At 71.4% G+C, this 14940-nt stretch carries 10 protein-coding genes; 4 read left to right on the top strand and 6 right to left on the bottom strand.

Features of this window, described 5'->3' with window-relative positions; all coding sequences use genetic code 11:
* Nucleotides 1-318 precede the first annotated feature (318 nt).
* On the top strand, nt 319-969 hold the full coding sequence (locus ACH5AO_RS23500; RefSeq protein ID WP_398927668.1) for an FMN-dependent NADH-azoreductase: 651 nt from the start codon (nt 319-321) through the stop codon (nt 967-969).
* Nucleotides 970-1186: 217 nt separating this feature from the next.
* Here ACH5AO_RS23500 and ACH5AO_RS23495 read toward each other — a convergent pair whose 3' ends face one another.
* Entirely contained in the window at nt 1187-3451 is a 2265-nt protein-coding gene (locus tag ACH5AO_RS23495; protein WP_398927666.1) for an ATP-binding protein, read from the bottom strand.
* Between the two features lie 218 nt (nt 3452-3669).
* On the opposite strand from ACH5AO_RS23495, the gene ACH5AO_RS23490 reads away from it, so the two are divergent.
* Nucleotides 3670-4338, top strand: a complete 669-nt coding sequence (locus ACH5AO_RS23490; protein WP_398927664.1) for a sigma-70 family RNA polymerase sigma factor — start codon at nt 3670-3672, stop codon at nt 4336-4338.
* A 233-nt stretch (nt 4339-4571) separates the two neighbouring features.
* On the opposite strand, the gene ACH5AO_RS23485 is transcribed toward ACH5AO_RS23490, so the two are convergent.
* Both ACH5AO_RS23485 and ACH5AO_RS23480 read right to left on the bottom strand, forming a co-directional pair.
* Entirely contained in the window at nt 4572-5918 is a 1347-nt protein-coding gene (locus ACH5AO_RS23485; protein ID WP_398927662.1) for an NAD(P)/FAD-dependent oxidoreductase, read from the bottom strand.
* A gap of 491 nt (nt 5919-6409) precedes the next feature.
* Nucleotides 6410-7453 carry an LLM class flavin-dependent oxidoreductase gene (locus ACH5AO_RS23480; protein ID WP_398927660.1) on the bottom strand — a complete coding sequence of 348 codons (1044 nt, stop codon included), beginning with the start codon at nt 7451-7453 and terminating at the stop codon, nt 6410-6412.
* 1011 nt (nt 7454-8464) lie between these two features.
* On the opposite strand from ACH5AO_RS23480, the gene ACH5AO_RS23475 reads away from it, so the two are divergent.
* Nucleotides 8465-11206 (top strand): AAA family ATPase, encoded by a 2742-nt coding sequence (locus tag ACH5AO_RS23475; protein WP_398927658.1) that lies wholly within the window; start codon nt 8465-8467, stop codon nt 11204-11206.
* A gap of 3 nt (nt 11207-11209) precedes the next feature.
* Here the strand turns inward: ACH5AO_RS23475 and ACH5AO_RS23470 are convergent, their stop codons facing one another.
* Both ACH5AO_RS23470 and ACH5AO_RS23465 read right to left on the bottom strand, forming a co-directional pair.
* Nucleotides 11210-11911: a sigma-70 family RNA polymerase sigma factor gene (locus tag ACH5AO_RS23470; protein WP_398927656.1), complete on the bottom strand. Its 702-nt coding sequence runs from the start codon at nt 11909-11911 to the stop codon at nt 11210-11212.
* 338 nt (nt 11912-12249) lie between these two features.
* Entirely contained in the window at nt 12250-12453 is a 204-nt protein-coding gene (locus tag ACH5AO_RS23465; RefSeq protein ID WP_398927654.1) for a hypothetical protein, read from the bottom strand.
* A gap of 338 nt (nt 12454-12791) precedes the next feature.
* Between ACH5AO_RS23465 and ACH5AO_RS23460 the strand changes: the two genes are divergently transcribed.
* Nucleotides 12792-13238: a cupin domain-containing protein gene (locus ACH5AO_RS23460; RefSeq protein ID WP_398927652.1), complete on the top strand. Its 447-nt coding sequence runs from the start codon at nt 12792-12794 to the stop codon at nt 13236-13238.
* Nucleotides 13239-13362: 124 nt separating this feature from the next.
* Here ACH5AO_RS23460 and ACH5AO_RS23455 read toward each other — a convergent pair whose 3' ends face one another.
* A complete protein-coding gene (locus ACH5AO_RS23455; protein ID WP_398927650.1) occupies nt 13363-14535 on the bottom strand; it encodes a nitroreductase family protein in 1173 nt (390 codons plus the stop codon).
* Nucleotides 14536-14940 lie beyond the last annotated feature (405 nt).

The following is a 14940-nucleotide window of genomic DNA, read 5'->3' as shown; positions in this document are numbered from 1 at the left end:
TCGCTGTGGTGCGGGCGGCGACCGTGGTCGGTCACAAGCAAGGAGCGGAGTGATCTGCGGACCGTTACGGCTACCGAAGTGTGACCTGCGCCACTCAGAACTCCCGTGGCCATGTCACCGCTCGTCCGTCACTTGCGAGGAACACGGAGAATGTTGTCACGCGGTGGCATGCCCTCCGGTCTTCCTGAAAGGACGGTCCGAAGAGCGGGATCCGGGCGCTCCCCTAGCACCGCGATCCGCTCGTCGTACCGCCGAAGAACGGCGCCGTGGCAGACGTCACGCGCCACCCGTTCCCGTTGTTCCCCCAGGAGTTGCCCGATGGCCACGCTGTTGCACATCGACTCGTCCCTCTTTCCTGCCGACGCCTCCGCCTCCCGCGCCGTGACGCGCGTCTTCCGCGAGACCTGGCAGCAGCAGAACCCGGAGAACACCGTCGTCTACCGCGACCTCACCGCCGACCCCGTCCCGCACATCACCGCCGACGCCCACCTCGCCGGCCTGACCGATCCGTCCGGCCACACCCCTGAGCAGGCTTCGGCCTTCGCCGCACGGCTTGAGCTGATCACCGAGCTGGAGACCGCGGACGCCGTCCTCATCGGCGCCCCGATGTACAACTACACGATCCCCTCGACACTCAAGGCGTGGCTGGACAATGTCATCCTCCCCGGCCGCACGGCGGGCGGGAACCCCGCGCTGAGGGGCACCCCGGTCACCGTCGTGGCCAGCCGGGGCGGCTCCTACGCGCCCGGCACCCCGAAGGAGGAGTTCGAGTACGTGCAGAACTACCTGGCGGCGGTTCTCACCGACGTCCTCGCCCTCGACGTCGACTTCATCGTCCCCGAACTGACCATGGCGCCGGTCGATCCGGCCATGGCCGAACTGGTGCCGCTCTTCGAGAAGTCCCGTGAGCAGGCCCTCCAGGAAGCCGCCGCCAGGGCGAGCCTGCTGGCCGAGCGCCTCGCCGCGTAGGCGCGCGCCCACCGACGGGGCACCGGCCGGGGGCCGCGCCCGGTGCCCCCGTGAACGCGAGGGAGGCCGCCGGCCACGCACGAGCGGCTGGCCGGGCCTCGAGGACTCCCCTCTCTCCTCGTGATGTGCGCCGCACCGCGCGAAACAACCCGCTTCGTCGCGGGGAGGGTGGCGTCGGCGGGCCCGGGGACGGACACGGCGAACGCCCCGCACCCCCTTAGGGTCCTTCCGCGGCCCCGTCGGCGTCCAGGCGGGAAAGGTGTTGTCGAGCCCGCTCGGTGTGCTGGGAGCCCGCGCCCGCGTCGACGAGCAGACACCGGGTGAGCGCTTCCCTGGCTTCCGCCTTGCGCCCCGTGGCCGACAGCGCTTCCCCGAGGGCGACGAGGGCACGGGACTCCAGGCCGCGATTGCCCGTTCCGCGACAGAGGTCGACGGCGGTGCGCAAGGAGACGATCGCCTCGTCCCATTCTTCGAGGGACATGCGGATCGCCCCCGAGGTCAGATGGAGATTGACGCGCGTGAAGTCCGCGATGTGAGGCTCGAAGAGGTCACCGGACCCGTCAATGTAATCGAACGCGCGCGCGATCTCCGCGATGGCTTCCCGCGATCGTCCGAGTTCCGACAGACTGATGCACTGACTGGTCATCGTCTGCAGCAGACCGTGGTGGTCACCGGCGTTCTCGAAGAGGGCCGCGGCCCGGCGATTGTGTTCGATGGCCACCAGCTGCTCGTCGAGCAAGCTGTTGGCCCAGGCCATGTAGAAGTGGGCCCACGCCTCCTGGGCGAGGTCACCGACGCGTTCGGCGGTCTCGAGGGCCTCGGCGGCCTTGGCGAGACCCCCTCGCGGGCTGCCCTCGCAGATGATGAGGGCCCACGCCTGGTAATTGAGCTGGGTGGCCTCCGCCACCAGGTCGCCGAGAAGCCGGGCGGAGCGGGCGGCCGTCGAGAAGACCTCGGCCCAGTGTCCCCAGAAGATGAACTGGTCGGAGAACCAGTGCATCGACTCCGCGGCCTCCACCACGGTGGCGTGCTCTCCTTCGGCGGCCGCCGCGCGCAGCGCGGCCAGCCAGTTGGCGGCCTCGGCCCGGAACCAGTGCGCGGCCCGGTCGGCGCTGGAGAGGTCGACCGTGCCGCGCCAGTCGGGGGGCGGCGCGCCGAAACCGGGTTCGTACCAGCGGCCGGCCACCATCGCGGTCTCCAGCAGCCATCGGCGCAGTGCCGTACGCGCCCCGGCCACGGCCTCGGCCGGCTCCTCGGCACGCAGCCGGGTACGGGCGAACAGGCGCAGCAGGTCGTGGAGGCGGTAGCGCTCGCCGGCCACATTGAGCAGGCCGGTCTCGACCAGTTCGTCGAGAATGTCCTCGGCGTCGAGGACGGACCTGCCGGTCAGCGCCGCGGCACACGCCGCGCTCAGATCGGGCCCGTCGACCAGGGCCAGCAGACGGAACATGCGGGCCGCCGTGGGAGTGAGCTGCCGGTAGGAGAGGTCGAACGCCGCCGAGACGCGCACGTCTCCGGCGGAAAGGGCATCGAGCCTCCGCTCCTCGAGCGCCAGCCGGTCCGCGAGGCGGCGCACGCTCCAGCCGGTCCGGGTGGCCAGCCAGTTGCCGGCCACCCGCAGCGCCAGCGGCAGGCGGCCGCACCGTTCGGCGACTTCGCGCAGTGCCTCGGGTTCACTGCGTTCCGCCCCGACCAAGGAGGTGAGGAAGCCGGCGGCCTCGTCGGGCGAGAGCTCCCCGATCGGCAGGCGATGGACGTTCTCCAGGCCGGTCAGCATCCGCCGGCTGGTCACGATCACCATTCCCGCCCCGGCGCCGGGCAGCAGCGGACGTACCTGCCGCTCGTCCCGGGCATTGTCCAGGACGAGCAGCAGGCGACGCTCGGCCAGCACGCGCCGGTACACCTCGGGGTGGGCCTGTGCCCCGCTCCTCGCCAGGACGCCGTCCGGCACCTCCAGGGCCTTCAGGACCCACAGCATCGACTCGCTCGTACTCGGGGGCGTGTCGTCCATGCCGCGCAGATCCACCACCAGCTGGCCGTCCGGGAAGCGGTCGGCCAGCTCACGCACCGTGTGCAGAGCGAGTGTCGTCTTGCCCGATCCGGGCGGACCGGACACCACGACCGGACGGGCCGCGGAGTTCCGGCCCGTCCGGGCGGCGTCTTCGGCGAACTGCCTGAGCAGTGCCAGTTCCCGGGCGCGGCCGACGAAATCGTCAACACCTCGGGGCGTGGACCGGACCTGGGACAGCCCCCTCCCACCGCCGCGCGCGAGGCGGGCGGCCGAGAGCAGACGTTCCCGCGCCGTCTCGTCCAGCTCCAGGCCGGCGGCCAGCGCCGCGACCGTTCGCCGCTGCGGGGCCGTACGCTCGCCCCGTTCCAGATTGCCGATGCCCCGCGCGCTGACGCCCGAGACCTCGGCCAGTCCTTCGATCGTCAGTCCCGCCCTCACGCGCAGCTGCCGTAGCTGCATCCCGAACGACATGTCTCTCCTCATGGCCCGGCCGACCCGTCCCTCCACCCGGCTGCGACGAAGCAGCGGTCCACAGCCGGCCCCGGAGCCCCCTGGTGGCCGGGCTCAGCCGTTTGTGCCTCCAGTTGTTCCTGGTGACCGCCGGGCGCACATGGTGGGCTGGTGCGGCAGGGCGGAATGCGGGCGGTGAGGCCCGCCGCCCCGCTTTCCCAGCATGGTGAGGGGGAGCCGTGCCGTACACACATCATGTTCGTCCGCCGGACACGCCGCGGGACGTGCGGGCGGACGAAGCGCTCGTTCGCGCGGGCGAAGCGTTCACCGGTGTCCGTCCGCGCCTGCTGAGGATCGCGTGCCGGGTGCTCGGGGACATGACCGAGGCCGAGGACACCGTGCAGGAGGTGTGGTTGCGGTGGCAGAACACCGAGCGCGCCCAGGTGCGTGATCCCGTCGCCTTCCTCGTGACCACGACGGTCCGCATGGCGGTCAACGTGGCGGGATCCGCACGCGTACGGCGTGAGGTGCCCAGTGACCGTCCGGTGACCGAGCCCGCAGCTCCCGGCCCCGGCCCGGCCGAGCGGGCGGAACGCGCCGAGGCGGTGAAGGTCGCCCTCCACCTGCTGCTGCGGAAACTCAACCAGGTGGAGCGCGCCGCTTTCGTACTGCGCGAGGCGTTCCACTACGAGTACAGCGAGATCGCCCGGATCCTCGAGACCACCCAGCCCAACAGCCGGCAGATCGTCAGCAGGGCCCGGCGGAGGCTGCGCGCCGACCGCAGCGCGCGGGTGGACGGTGCGGAGCACCGGCTTCTGCTGGCCGCGTTCCTCACCGCCGCGCAGACCGGCGAGGTCGCCGTCCTGGAGAAGGTGCTGGCGGACGGCACGCGCGACGGCGGTTCCTGAGGACGGCCGGGATGCGGCACTCGGAGTCCGGCGCCCGTGACGGCGGGCGGATCGGCCGGTGCGCCGGCCGGAGGTCTCCGCGCGCGACGGGCCCCCTGGAGCCGGCGGCGGAGGAGACGAAGGGCGGGCCGCGCGCCGCACCGCCGACGACCGCGTGTCCGGTGTCGGGCACGGCCCGCGGCCTGCCCGCGGATCACCGGCACGGGCAGGCTGGGGGAGGACGACGGGACGGCTCAGTGTGCGTTCACCTCGACCGGCTGCCGGACCTCCGCCGGGTTGCCGTGGGAAGTGAAGGCGGCCCGGGGGTTCTGGACCGACAGCAGGGAGACGATGTCGCGTCCGTAGAGGGCGGCGGTCAGCCACACGGTGAACACGCGGATCTTGCGTTCCCAGGACGGCACGGCCAGCACGTGGTAGCCGCGGTGCATGAGCCAGGCCGGGAATCCCTTGACGACCAGTCGCCGGTACTGGAAGATCCCGTGGCCCAGACCCAGTGTGGCCACTACGCCGAGGCTGTGGTGAAGGTAGTTCCTGGTCTTCTTCCCGTGCAGGACGGCGGCGATGTTCCTCGCCAGGAGCTTGCCCTGGCGGACGGCGTGCTGGGCGTTGGGAACCGTCCGCGCTCCCTGCCCCACGGCCAGGTCGGGCACGGCGGCGTCGTCACCGGCCGCCCACACGTCCGGTACGTAGTGGTCCTCCGTCCCGACCCGGAGATCGGCCCGTACGACGAGCAGGCCCCGCTCGTCGACGGGGAGATCGGTGTGCCGGTGCACGACGGGGTTGGAGGCGTTGCCGGCGGCCCAGACGATCAGGTTCGAGTCGTACTCCTCGCCGTCGGAGAGCACGACGTGGCCGTTGTCCGCGGAGAGGAGCTGGGTGTTCAGGTGCACATGCGCGCCGCGGCCCTCCAGGAACCGGACGACCCAGGCGCCGGGCCGGTCGGTGACCTCGGGCAGGATGCGGCCGCGGGCCTCGACCAGGTGGAAGGAGACCTCCTCCGCACCGATCTCCGGGTACCGCTTGAGCAGCGCGGTCGCCAGGGAGTGCAGTTCGGCGAAGCCCTCGACCCCGGAGAACCCGCCTCCGACGAAGGTGGCCGTCAGCAGCTTCCTCCGCTCGGGGCCCGGGGGAAGGGACGCCGCCTGGTCGAAGGACGTGAGCAGCCGGTCGCGGATGGCCACGGCCTCCTCGACGTGCTTGAGACCGATCGCCTGCTCGTCGAGGCCGGATATGGGGAAGGTACGGGTCACGGCGCCGGCGGTGACCACCAGCGTGTCGTAGCGCAGGGGGTGGTCCGGCCCGTTCACCGGACGCACCGTCACGGTCCGGTCGGCGTGGCTGATTTCGGTCACCGTGCCGGCCACCACCCTGGTGCGGCGCAGGTGCCGTCGCAGGGACACCGCGGCGTGCCGGGCCTCCACCGAACCCGCCAGCACCTCCGGCAGGAAGGGCTGGTACGTCATGTAGGGACGGGGGTCCACGACGGTGATGCGGGCTTCGTCCGGGCGCAGCCTCTTCTCCAGCCCCCACGCGGTGTAGAAACCCGCGTACCCGCCGCCGACGATCAGGATCTCTCGCACGGTGCCCTCAGCTCCTTGGGACCTTGCTTCTTTCGCTTTCAACAAGCAGACCGGTCCGCGTGGCCGTTTGTGACAGCCTCGCCGGCCCGGCGCTCTCCACCGCTCCTTGGACGACGTACTCCCGCGGGGAAAGAAGGCGGCCGGCAGAACGAGGGGCGGCGGGAAGGCTCCCGAGGCGAGTGCGTCACCGCCGCTGTCGGACTGCCGGGCCCGCGGCCGGAGTTCCCCGGTGAGCGGCCGGCGGAGCCGTCGACGGGCAGCGCCGGCATGTCGTCCCGCACCCGCGGCCGACAGGACCCTCAGCGAGTCCCGCCGTCGCGGGTCAAGGGCGCTTTCCGTGTTTTTGATCAAGTGGTGGGCAGGTCACCTCGTGAAAGCGCGAGGCCAGGGGGAAGCGCCGCCGGCCGGCTGGTGCACCGCACGCTCCCCTGCCGGACTCGGGCGGGCGGCGGTCCGGCGTCCCGTCGCGCCGTCCGGGGCCGGCCGGACGGTCAGGTGCCGGGCGTAGCCGGCTTCCAGCCCAGTGCCGGGCCCAGAAGGGTCGCCATGTCCGTGAGGATCTGCACGTAGTCGTCGTGGTCGAAGGAGAACGGCAGCGCGAAGGCGACCTCGTCCGTCTCCTGGTAGGCCGGGTGGGCGAGGAGCCTTTCGGCGATCTCCCCGGAGGAACCGACGATGTCCGGGGCGAACAGCAGCCGCTGGGGTCCTTGCGGAGCGGTGGTCCTCGCCGTGCGGGCACGGGCGTACGCCTCGTACTTGGCCCGCTGCTCGGCGGTGGCGGTATCGGTCGGGATGACCACCAGTCCTTGCGAGACCCGGGCCCGCTCGCCCTCGGGATGGTGCGCCCGGAACTCCCGTATGTGGGCGAGCTGAACGGCGGCGAAGTCCGGTCCGCCGTCCGTCCCCCCGGTCTCCGCCTCGGCCTTGACGACACTGCTGGTCAGAAAGTTCAGCCCGTTCTGCCCCGCCCAGCGGGCCGACCGCAGGCTGCCGCCCCCGTACCACATGCGCCGGCCGAGCCCCGGGGAATGGGGCTGGACCCGGTCGGAGTAGGTCTCGATCCCCTCCGTGCCGCTGAAGCCGCTGACCGGCTCGCCGCGTACGCAGCTCAGCAGACGGGTCAGCCGTTCGAAACCGAACCGTTCCTGGTCCGCGGTGTCGGGGTAGAGCGCCGACCGGACGTGCGCGAAGTGCATGGGCTCCCCCACGCTGACGCCCGGGTTGAGCCGGCCCCCGGACAGGACGTCGACGGTCGCCAGGTCCTCCGCGAGGCGCAGCGGATTCTCCCAGCCCAGGGGGATGACGGCGGTCCCCAGTTCGATCCGGCTGGTGCGTTGCGTGGCCGCCGCCAGGACGGTCAGAGGGGAGGACACGCCGAACTGGAGGTGCCGGTTGCGTACCCAGGCGCTGTCGAAGCCGAGTCGCTCGCCCCGTTCGATGAGGTCGAGCGTCGCCAGGTGTCCCGCGCGGGGATCGGCCTCGTCGAACAGTCCGATGGTGAGGAACCCCAGTTTGCGCAGTGGTCCGAACGACACGGACAAGCCCCTCTCGGTTCTTCGGCGCGCGACGGCACGGAGTCCGGGCGGCCACCCGGCCACCGATCGACATGTTTTCACACCATGCGGCCCGCGGGAACGGCCGGAACGGACGTACGCGCGAAGAGGGCGGCATCGGCTCGTGTGGGTCTCGTCGGCGACGTACGGGCCCGTCGGCAGGGGGAGCGTCCCGGTGCGGTGCGGTGCGGTGCGGCTGCGGGTCGGTACGCACGCCAGGTTCGCGACACAGCCGACCGCGGCGGGTCCCTTTCCCCGGACCGTCGTACGCGTCGACCGGTGCGTGGCGTTCCCCGCCCCACCCGGACGCGGCACACCGCCCGCCCCGGTGATCCGGCGCTCGACGCGCCTCGCCCGTCACCGGCCCACCGCACGCGGCACGCACCACAGGGGGCGGTCCCGGACGTTGCACACGGGGGTTTTCTGAACGTCCGGGACCTGTGTGAACCTTACCGCATACCCACCGTGTGAATCACACTGTTCAGACGGCCGGTCGTGTCACAGCCATCGGACACGCGTTCCCTGAGTCCTGTGCACGCGGCAGTCGGCCCTCTCCACTCCGCCGGAGCACGGGAGCCGAACGCTTCGGCGCGGCGGGCACCGGCCCCCATGCCCCATGACACGGCACGGCCGCCCGTGCCGTACGCCGTACCCGGGCCCTCCGTCGACCGCGCCTCCTGCTGCCCCCGTCCCGTTCCTTCCCGTGACGGGGGGAGCGCCGAAGACGCCTCACGGCGTACGGACCCGCCTCGTCCTCCGGCCGTGACCGTACCCCTGCCGTCACGCAGTCGTCGCACAGTCATTCCGCAGTCATTCGACTGATGACAAAATCCCCTTCACATGCAGGTGTCCGAAACCGCCGGGTAGTATGCGGCAAGCAGGTGACCATTTCCGGAGGAACCTCCCCGTGCTGAGCCCGATACCCGACGCACCACCGGCCGGACGTCCGGTTCCGCTCCGCACCTCCGTGGTCCCGGCGCGCGCGGAAACGCGATGATCGGTCGCGATGAGGAACTACGGCTCCTGCGTGAACTGCTGACGGGCGCCGCGGCAGGGAACGGCGGAGCGCTGCTGGTGCACGGCACCGCCGGTGTCGGCAAGTCGGCCCTGCTGCGCACGATCGGCGCGGAAGCCGCCGAAGCCGGTTTCCGGGTGCTGCGCACATCCGGGGTGGAGACCGAGCAGTGGCTGCCGTTCGCCGCGCTGCACCTCCTGCTGCAACCGACCATCCGCACGATCAAGAACCTGCCGGCTCCGCACCGGCAGGCGCTGGACAGCGCCCTGGTCGCCACGGACACCGAGCCGCAGATCTACCGCGTCGGACTGGCCGTGCTCGAACTGCTCGCCGACGCGGCCGACCGACAGCCGCTGCTGCTGCTCGTCGACGACCTCCAATGGATCGACTCCTCCAGCGGCGACGTGCTCAGGTTCGTCGCCCGGCGCACCCACGACCTGCCCATCCTGGTGGTCACCGGAGCCCGGATCCACTCCCCCGACGCATACAGTCCGGGCATGCTGCCGGACCTCCGTCTGGAACCGCTCGGCCCCACCGCCGCCGCCGAGTTGCTCGACACCAGCGCGCCCGGCCTGCCGGCCCCCGTGCGCGAGCGTGTCCTGGAGCGCGCCGAGGGCAATCCGCTGGCTCTGGTCGAACTGCCCAAGGCAGCGCAGAACGGGCTCGCGCACTTCGACGACCTGCCACTGACACAAAGGCTGGAGCAGGCGTTCGCCGCACGCACCGACTCGGCGAGCCGGGCGTGCCGTACCTTCCTCCTGGCCATGGCCACCGAGCCGACCGCACCGCTCAGCCAGCTGTTGACGGTGTCGAGCCGTCTCATGGGCTCGCCGGTCACCGTGCACGCGCTGCAAGAGGCGATCGACGCGGGTCTTGTCGTCATGGTCGGCCGTAAGATCGAGTTCCAGCATCCGCTGATGCGCTCGGCGATCTACATGCGTGCCGCGGTCGCCGACCGGCTGGCCACCCACTCCGCCCTCGCCGCGGTGATGGACGACGTCTCCGGGCGTCAGCTCGTCCACCTGGCCGCGGCCTCGCTCGGTCCGGACGAGGAGCTGGCCGCCCGGCTGGAGTGCTTCGCCAACGACTCCCAGGCACGGGGCAAGGTGGCGGCGGCCATTCCCGCGCTGCGCCAGGCGGCGGACCTCGTACGCGACGCACACCGGCGGACCGGCCTCCTGATCCGGGCGGCCGAACTGGCCGGCGAGATCAACGACCGCGTCAACGCGCAGACGCTGCTGGACCGCGCCGACCTGAGCGTGCTCGGACCGGTGGAACGGGCCCGCCTCATGTCGGTGTCCGACAAGGCCGCGTTCGAACCGGACGATCCCCAGCGGCGGATCCAGGACATGGTCACCGCGGCGGCCGGCGCGTTCGACGCGGGAGCCGGGGACATCGCCGAGAACCTGCTCTGGCGGGCCGCCGCGCGCTGCTTCTTCCAGGACGGCGACGCACAGGTGCGCGCCGGTGCCGCGGACGAGCTGGACCGGTGGAATCCCGACCCGAACGCCTCCCACCTGCTGACGGTACGGGCGTACACCGAGCCCTACCGGCACGGGGCCGACGTGCTGGCCCGGCTCGACGGTCTCACGCCGGACCCCCAGGACGGCAGGACCCTGCACTTCCTCGGCAGCGGTTCCATGGTCATCGGTGACGTCGGCCGGGCCGCCCACTACCTGGCACAGGCGACCGCGGTGTGGCGGTCACAGGGCAGACTGGGGCTGCTCGCCCGGTCCCTGGCCGGTTCCTGGCCACGTGTGTACCTCGGCCAGCTCGATCAGGCGCGTGAGGAGTCCGCCGAAGGGGTCACCCTGGCGGAGGAGACCGGGGAACGCATCGTCTGGCTGGGTGTGAAGGCGACCGCCGCCCTGGTGGCGGCCTTGCGCGGCGAGCGGGAGGACGCGGTGCGGGCGGTCCGCGAGCTGCGCGCCAGCAGCCTGTTCCCCGGCATGCCGTTCGCCACCGTGATGGCGCAGCAGGTCGACGGTCTGCTGGCCCTCTTCGACGGCCGGGCGACCGAGGCCTACGAGCTTCTCGCGCGCGCCTTCGACCCGGCCGACCCGCACCACCACTCGGTGAGCCGCTGGCTGCTCGCCCCCGACCTGGCGGACGCCGCGGTGGCCGCGGGCACCGTCGAACAGGCCCGGGACCTGCTGGCCGATCTTCCGGAGCTCGCCGGCCGGCTGCCCTCGGAGATGATGGTGGTCGCACACGCCTACACCCGGGCGGTGCTGGCCCCCGACGACAGCGCCGAGCGGACCTACACCTGGGCGCTCACCGCGCTGCCGACCACGTGGGAGCTGTCCCGCGCCCGGTTGCACCTGCACCACGGCCGGTGGCTGCGCCGGCAGCGCCGCAACGTGGACGCACGCACTCCCCTGCGCACCGCCCGTGACGGTTTCTTCCGCGTCGGTGCGCGCCCCTGGGCCGACATGGCCCGCGAACAACTCCGCGCCGCCGGTGAGTCGAGCGGCCAACGACATGCGAACACCGGCGAGTTGCTGTCGGCCCAGGAAATGCAGATCGCCGTACTGGCCTCGCAGGGGCTGAGCAACCGGGAGATCGGCCAGCGTCTGTTCATCTCGCACCGCACGGTCGGATCCCATCTGTACCGGATCTATCCACGTCTGGGCATCACCAGCCGCGGTAAACTCGCCACCGCGCTCGCGGCCCTCCACGAGGAGCAGTCCACCCCCGACACGTCCGGCACACCGGACTGACCGTCACGGACGGGCCCGGGGAGGCCGCGCCGCCCGGTCCGTTCTCCGGGAGCTCTTCCGGGCCGGCGCCGCGGACGGTGGCGCGGCATCGGTGACCAGGAGGGTCTTCAGGGCGTCCATGTCGCCCGACTGGGCCGCGGTGACGAACGCCTCCAGGAAACGTTTCTGCTTCGTGCTGTCCACCGGTTCACGCCGCTCGGCGGTGAGGCGCTTACGGGCCCGGCTGACGATCTGGCGGGTGTTGACCTGACTCAGCTGGAGATCATCGGCGATACGGCTGTAGGGATAGGCGAACGCTTCCCGGAGGACGTAGGCGGCCCGTTCCGTGGAGTTCAGCTTCTCGAGCAGTAGTGCGAGAGCCAGTTCCAGCGCCTCCGCCCGCTCGACTCCGAGGGCCGGGTCGCTGTTGATCTCCGCCTGCTCAGCCGGCCTGAGACCGACACTGGTCTCACGGCGCACCCGCGCGGACTGGACGACGTTGAGGGCCACCCGGGTGGTGACCTGGACCAGGAAGGCGGGCGGGTCCAGCACCCGGACCCGGTCGGTGTTCTGCCAGCGCACCCATACGTCCTGAAGGACGTCCTCCGTCTCGGTCCGGTTCCTCACTATGCGGTGGGCGATACCGAACAGGCGTGGCCGGAGCACGATGAAGGCGGACACCACCCCTTCCAGCGCCGTGCTGGAAGTCTCCTGTTCGGAAGTCACACGCGTCTCCTTGTCCCATGGCCGGTCGCCACGCCTCTCCCCCGGTCCGCTGACCGAGTGGATGCGTGACCACTCTTTCCCGCTCGCGGCGATCGACCATGCGTCATCCGACTGCGCGTGGTACACACCGTGGAGCGCCGGCATCCTCACAAGTTGTGGCAAGGGGAGGCGAGCACGGCGGAACCACAGGAATGTGACCGGTGCGGTCGGCGGTCAGGTATCCGTTCCGGCGGAAGGCGCGCTCCCCCGTCACACCTGCGCACACCCACCCGGCCGACGGTGGCGGTCCGTGGCCCCGCCACCTGCCTCCTCACCCACCGACACGTCCGACGCCCTCGTCAGGACCTCTTGGCGGCGGCCCCGTCGGCCGACATCGCCGGCCGGTGCAGCCGGTACAGGGCTTCGTACGCCGAAACGATGCGGCTGTTGACCACGGCGAGTTCGTCGCTCAACAGTTTGATTCGCGCCTCCACCACGGCGGCCTCCGCCGTCAGTGACACGACGGTGGCAGCAAGCTCGGAGCGATCAGCATCCCGGAACATCACAAGTCCTCTCGCCGGTCCAAGTGTTCGGAGGTGCCTTCGCAGGCTCCCGACCGGTGGACCGGCCGGTCGAGCCATCTGTGACAGCCGTTGCCGTACGGGCAAAGGGGAACCACGACACGAAGCGCCTCACCGGAGGACGAACGCCGCTCCCCGACGAGGACCGTCGCCGAACCGTGCGCGGGCTCCGGACGGCCTGAACCCCGGACACGCCGGCCGAGTCGGCGCCGCGGAGCCGACGGCGGAGGCGCGGTACCCGTACCTGTCACACATCCGTCGCCCGCCCTGTCCTTACTGGCGGAAGGGTCAAGCCGATGATCTACAGGAGGTGGGACACCATGTCCGACCACGCTGGGCACACGCACACGGCCGACGCGCCCGACGGGGCACCGAGCTGGACGCTGGCCGCGAAGATGCTGCAGGACGTCTCCCCGGTCACCGTCCCCGAGGGCGCGTCGGCCATGACCATCCAGGTCGACTGGGGTCCGGGCGATCCGGGGACCCCGCCCCACCGCCACTCGGGTCCGGCCTTCGGTTACGTGGTCGAAGGCGCCGTCCGCTTCGAGCTCGAGGGTGAGCCCGAGCGCGTGGTGAAGGCCGGCGAGACGTTCTGGGAGCCGGGCGGCGACGTGATCCACTACCAGGACGGCAACGCCCTGACGGACGCGCCGACCCGCTTCGTGGTGACCATGATGTGTGCGCCGGGCAAGCCCATGCTCGAGCTGGTCGGCCAGGAGGAACTGGCCGCCCGGGCCCACCTGCGCGCTCCCCGCCCCGCCGGCTGACATCCCCGGTCCGTTCTGAGGACCTCCACGGGCACGGCCGTCGTCCACTGGCGGCAGGACCGCGTCCGCCGCACGCCAGTGGACGGAAGCACCGGCCACGGCGCCGGCCCCGGCGGCCGGCGGGTCACGGAGCCGCCGGTGCGTCGGCGATCCAGCTCAGGTCATAGCGTGGGAGCACGGGTGCCTCGCGTACTCCCCGTGCCTCAGGGCTCAGTACCTGTAAGTGCCCGGGGATGCCGAGGGCCCCGCAGCCGGCTTCCCACGTCGCGCACCAGATCCCCAGCCCCACAGGGGCGTAGTACCGGGACTCGGTGGTGGTGTAGAAATCGAACCGCGTCAGGCCCTTGCCGTCATCGTCCCTCACCCCGACGCACCTGCTGGTCTGATCGTTGAAGGACGAGGGCGCCGACCGGCAGGCCTGGTAACAGCGCCGGAACGCCGAGAAGGGCGGGCTGTCGGTCGCGAGCGAGGTCTGAAAGCGGGGATCGGCGAAGAAGAGCGACGCCAAGGGCAGGCGCCGGCGCTGCGGCACCTCGATCAGCCTGACGGCCAGCGGCTTGAAACGCGACCGGTAGCCCACGGCGCACACGCAGATCACGTGCTCCGCGGACGGGTCGAAGCGGCTGCCCAGGTGGGCCGCGATGCTGGACGGGTCGGCACCCGGCCCGATCCAGCAGGTGGCCAGTCCCATGTGCGTGGCGTGCAGAACCACCTTGTGCAGGCTCCGGCCGACGTCGATCACCGACAGGCGGTCGTACTCCCGTGGAGCGATCGCGACGATGAACTCGTGCGCGCCCACGGTGGGCCACACGGTCAGGGGGGCGGCGAGGTACTCCAGCCGGATCGGGTGGGTGCCCACCAGCCGTTCGGGCCGCGTGTGCTCGCGGACGGCTCGCATCAGTTCCTCCCGGTCCGCGTCCGACAGGGAACGGCTCTGGAAGGACCGGCAGGAGCGTCGTACGCGCATCAGGCCGAAGGCGTCGAGGTCGTCGCGGCGACGAGGTACCCGTTCGGCGGGATGCAACCCGAACTTGACGGTGACGACGTCGAACGCGAAGGCCGCGAGCAGCAGCACCCCGGCGTCGAAGGGCAGCCAGAAGAACACGGCCGGCCGGCTTCCCGCCCACTTTCCGGCTGCGGAGAGGGTCAGGAGGAGCACGGCGGCCGTGACCGTGGGCAGGTACTGCAGCCAGCCGGTCCACTGCAGCCGCCACTTCAGCCGTCTGAGGAAACCGCGTCGTGGGGAGCGGGCCGAGGGAGTCCGGCTATTGCGTCGTCGTTGCCCTGATCGAGTCATCCTGCCCTCCGTCCGGTCACGTGACGCCGGCACGGAGCAGCCGCACACTGTCCGCACGGTCCCGCTCGGGCACGGGCCCGGGTGAGCCGACGTCGGCAGGCGCGGCGGACGTTCTCGGATGTCCGGCGCCCCGCGTGGCACAAGCTGTCACGGCGTATCGGAACGGCAACGTTATCACCGGGCAGGAACGGACCGGGTGCCGATGACACTGTTTGCGCCACGCGGGCCGTTCCCCCTGTGGACGGCCGTTCGGCGACCCTCATGCTCCGGTCATCGCTGTCACAGTCTTCCGTTCCCCGACCGGTGTACGGCGGTGAGGTGTTGGGTGAGGAAGTGGTCGAGGCCCCAGTGGTGGGGGGCGTCGAGTTCGACGGTGGTGTTGGTGGCGGGGGTGGTGGCGATGTC

This window comes from Streptomyces sp. NPDC018964 (genome assembly GCF_044390325.1).
GTDB lineage: Bacteria > Actinomycetota > Actinomycetes > Streptomycetales > Streptomycetaceae > Streptomyces.
Note: the sequence above shows the minus strand (reverse complement) of the source record. Positions and strands in the feature narration are given on the sequence as shown.

Bases quoted from the DNA above. Each gene is read 5' to 3' on its own strand.
- ACH5AO_RS23465 (WP_398927654.1), bottom strand. From the start codon at position 12,453: ATGTTCCGGGATGCTGATCGCTCCGAGCTTGCTGCCACCGTCGTGTCA.
- ACH5AO_RS23460 (WP_398927652.1), top strand. From the start codon at position 12,792: ATGTCCGACCACGCTGGGCACACGCACACGGCCGACGCGCCCGACGGG.
- ACH5AO_RS23455 (WP_398927650.1), bottom strand. From the start codon at position 14,535: ATGACTCGATCAGGGCAACGACGACGCAATAGCCGGACTCCCTCGGCC.
- ACH5AO_RS23475 (WP_398927658.1), top strand. From the start codon at position 8,465: ATGATCGGTCGCGATGAGGAACTACGGCTCCTGCGTGAACTGCTGACG.
- ACH5AO_RS23495 (WP_398927666.1), bottom strand. From the start codon at position 3,451: ATGTCGTTCGGGATGCAGCTACGGCAGCTGCGCGTGAGGGCGGGACTG.
- ACH5AO_RS23500 (WP_398927668.1), top strand. From the start codon at position 319: ATGGCCACGCTGTTGCACATCGACTCGTCCCTCTTTCCTGCCGACGCC.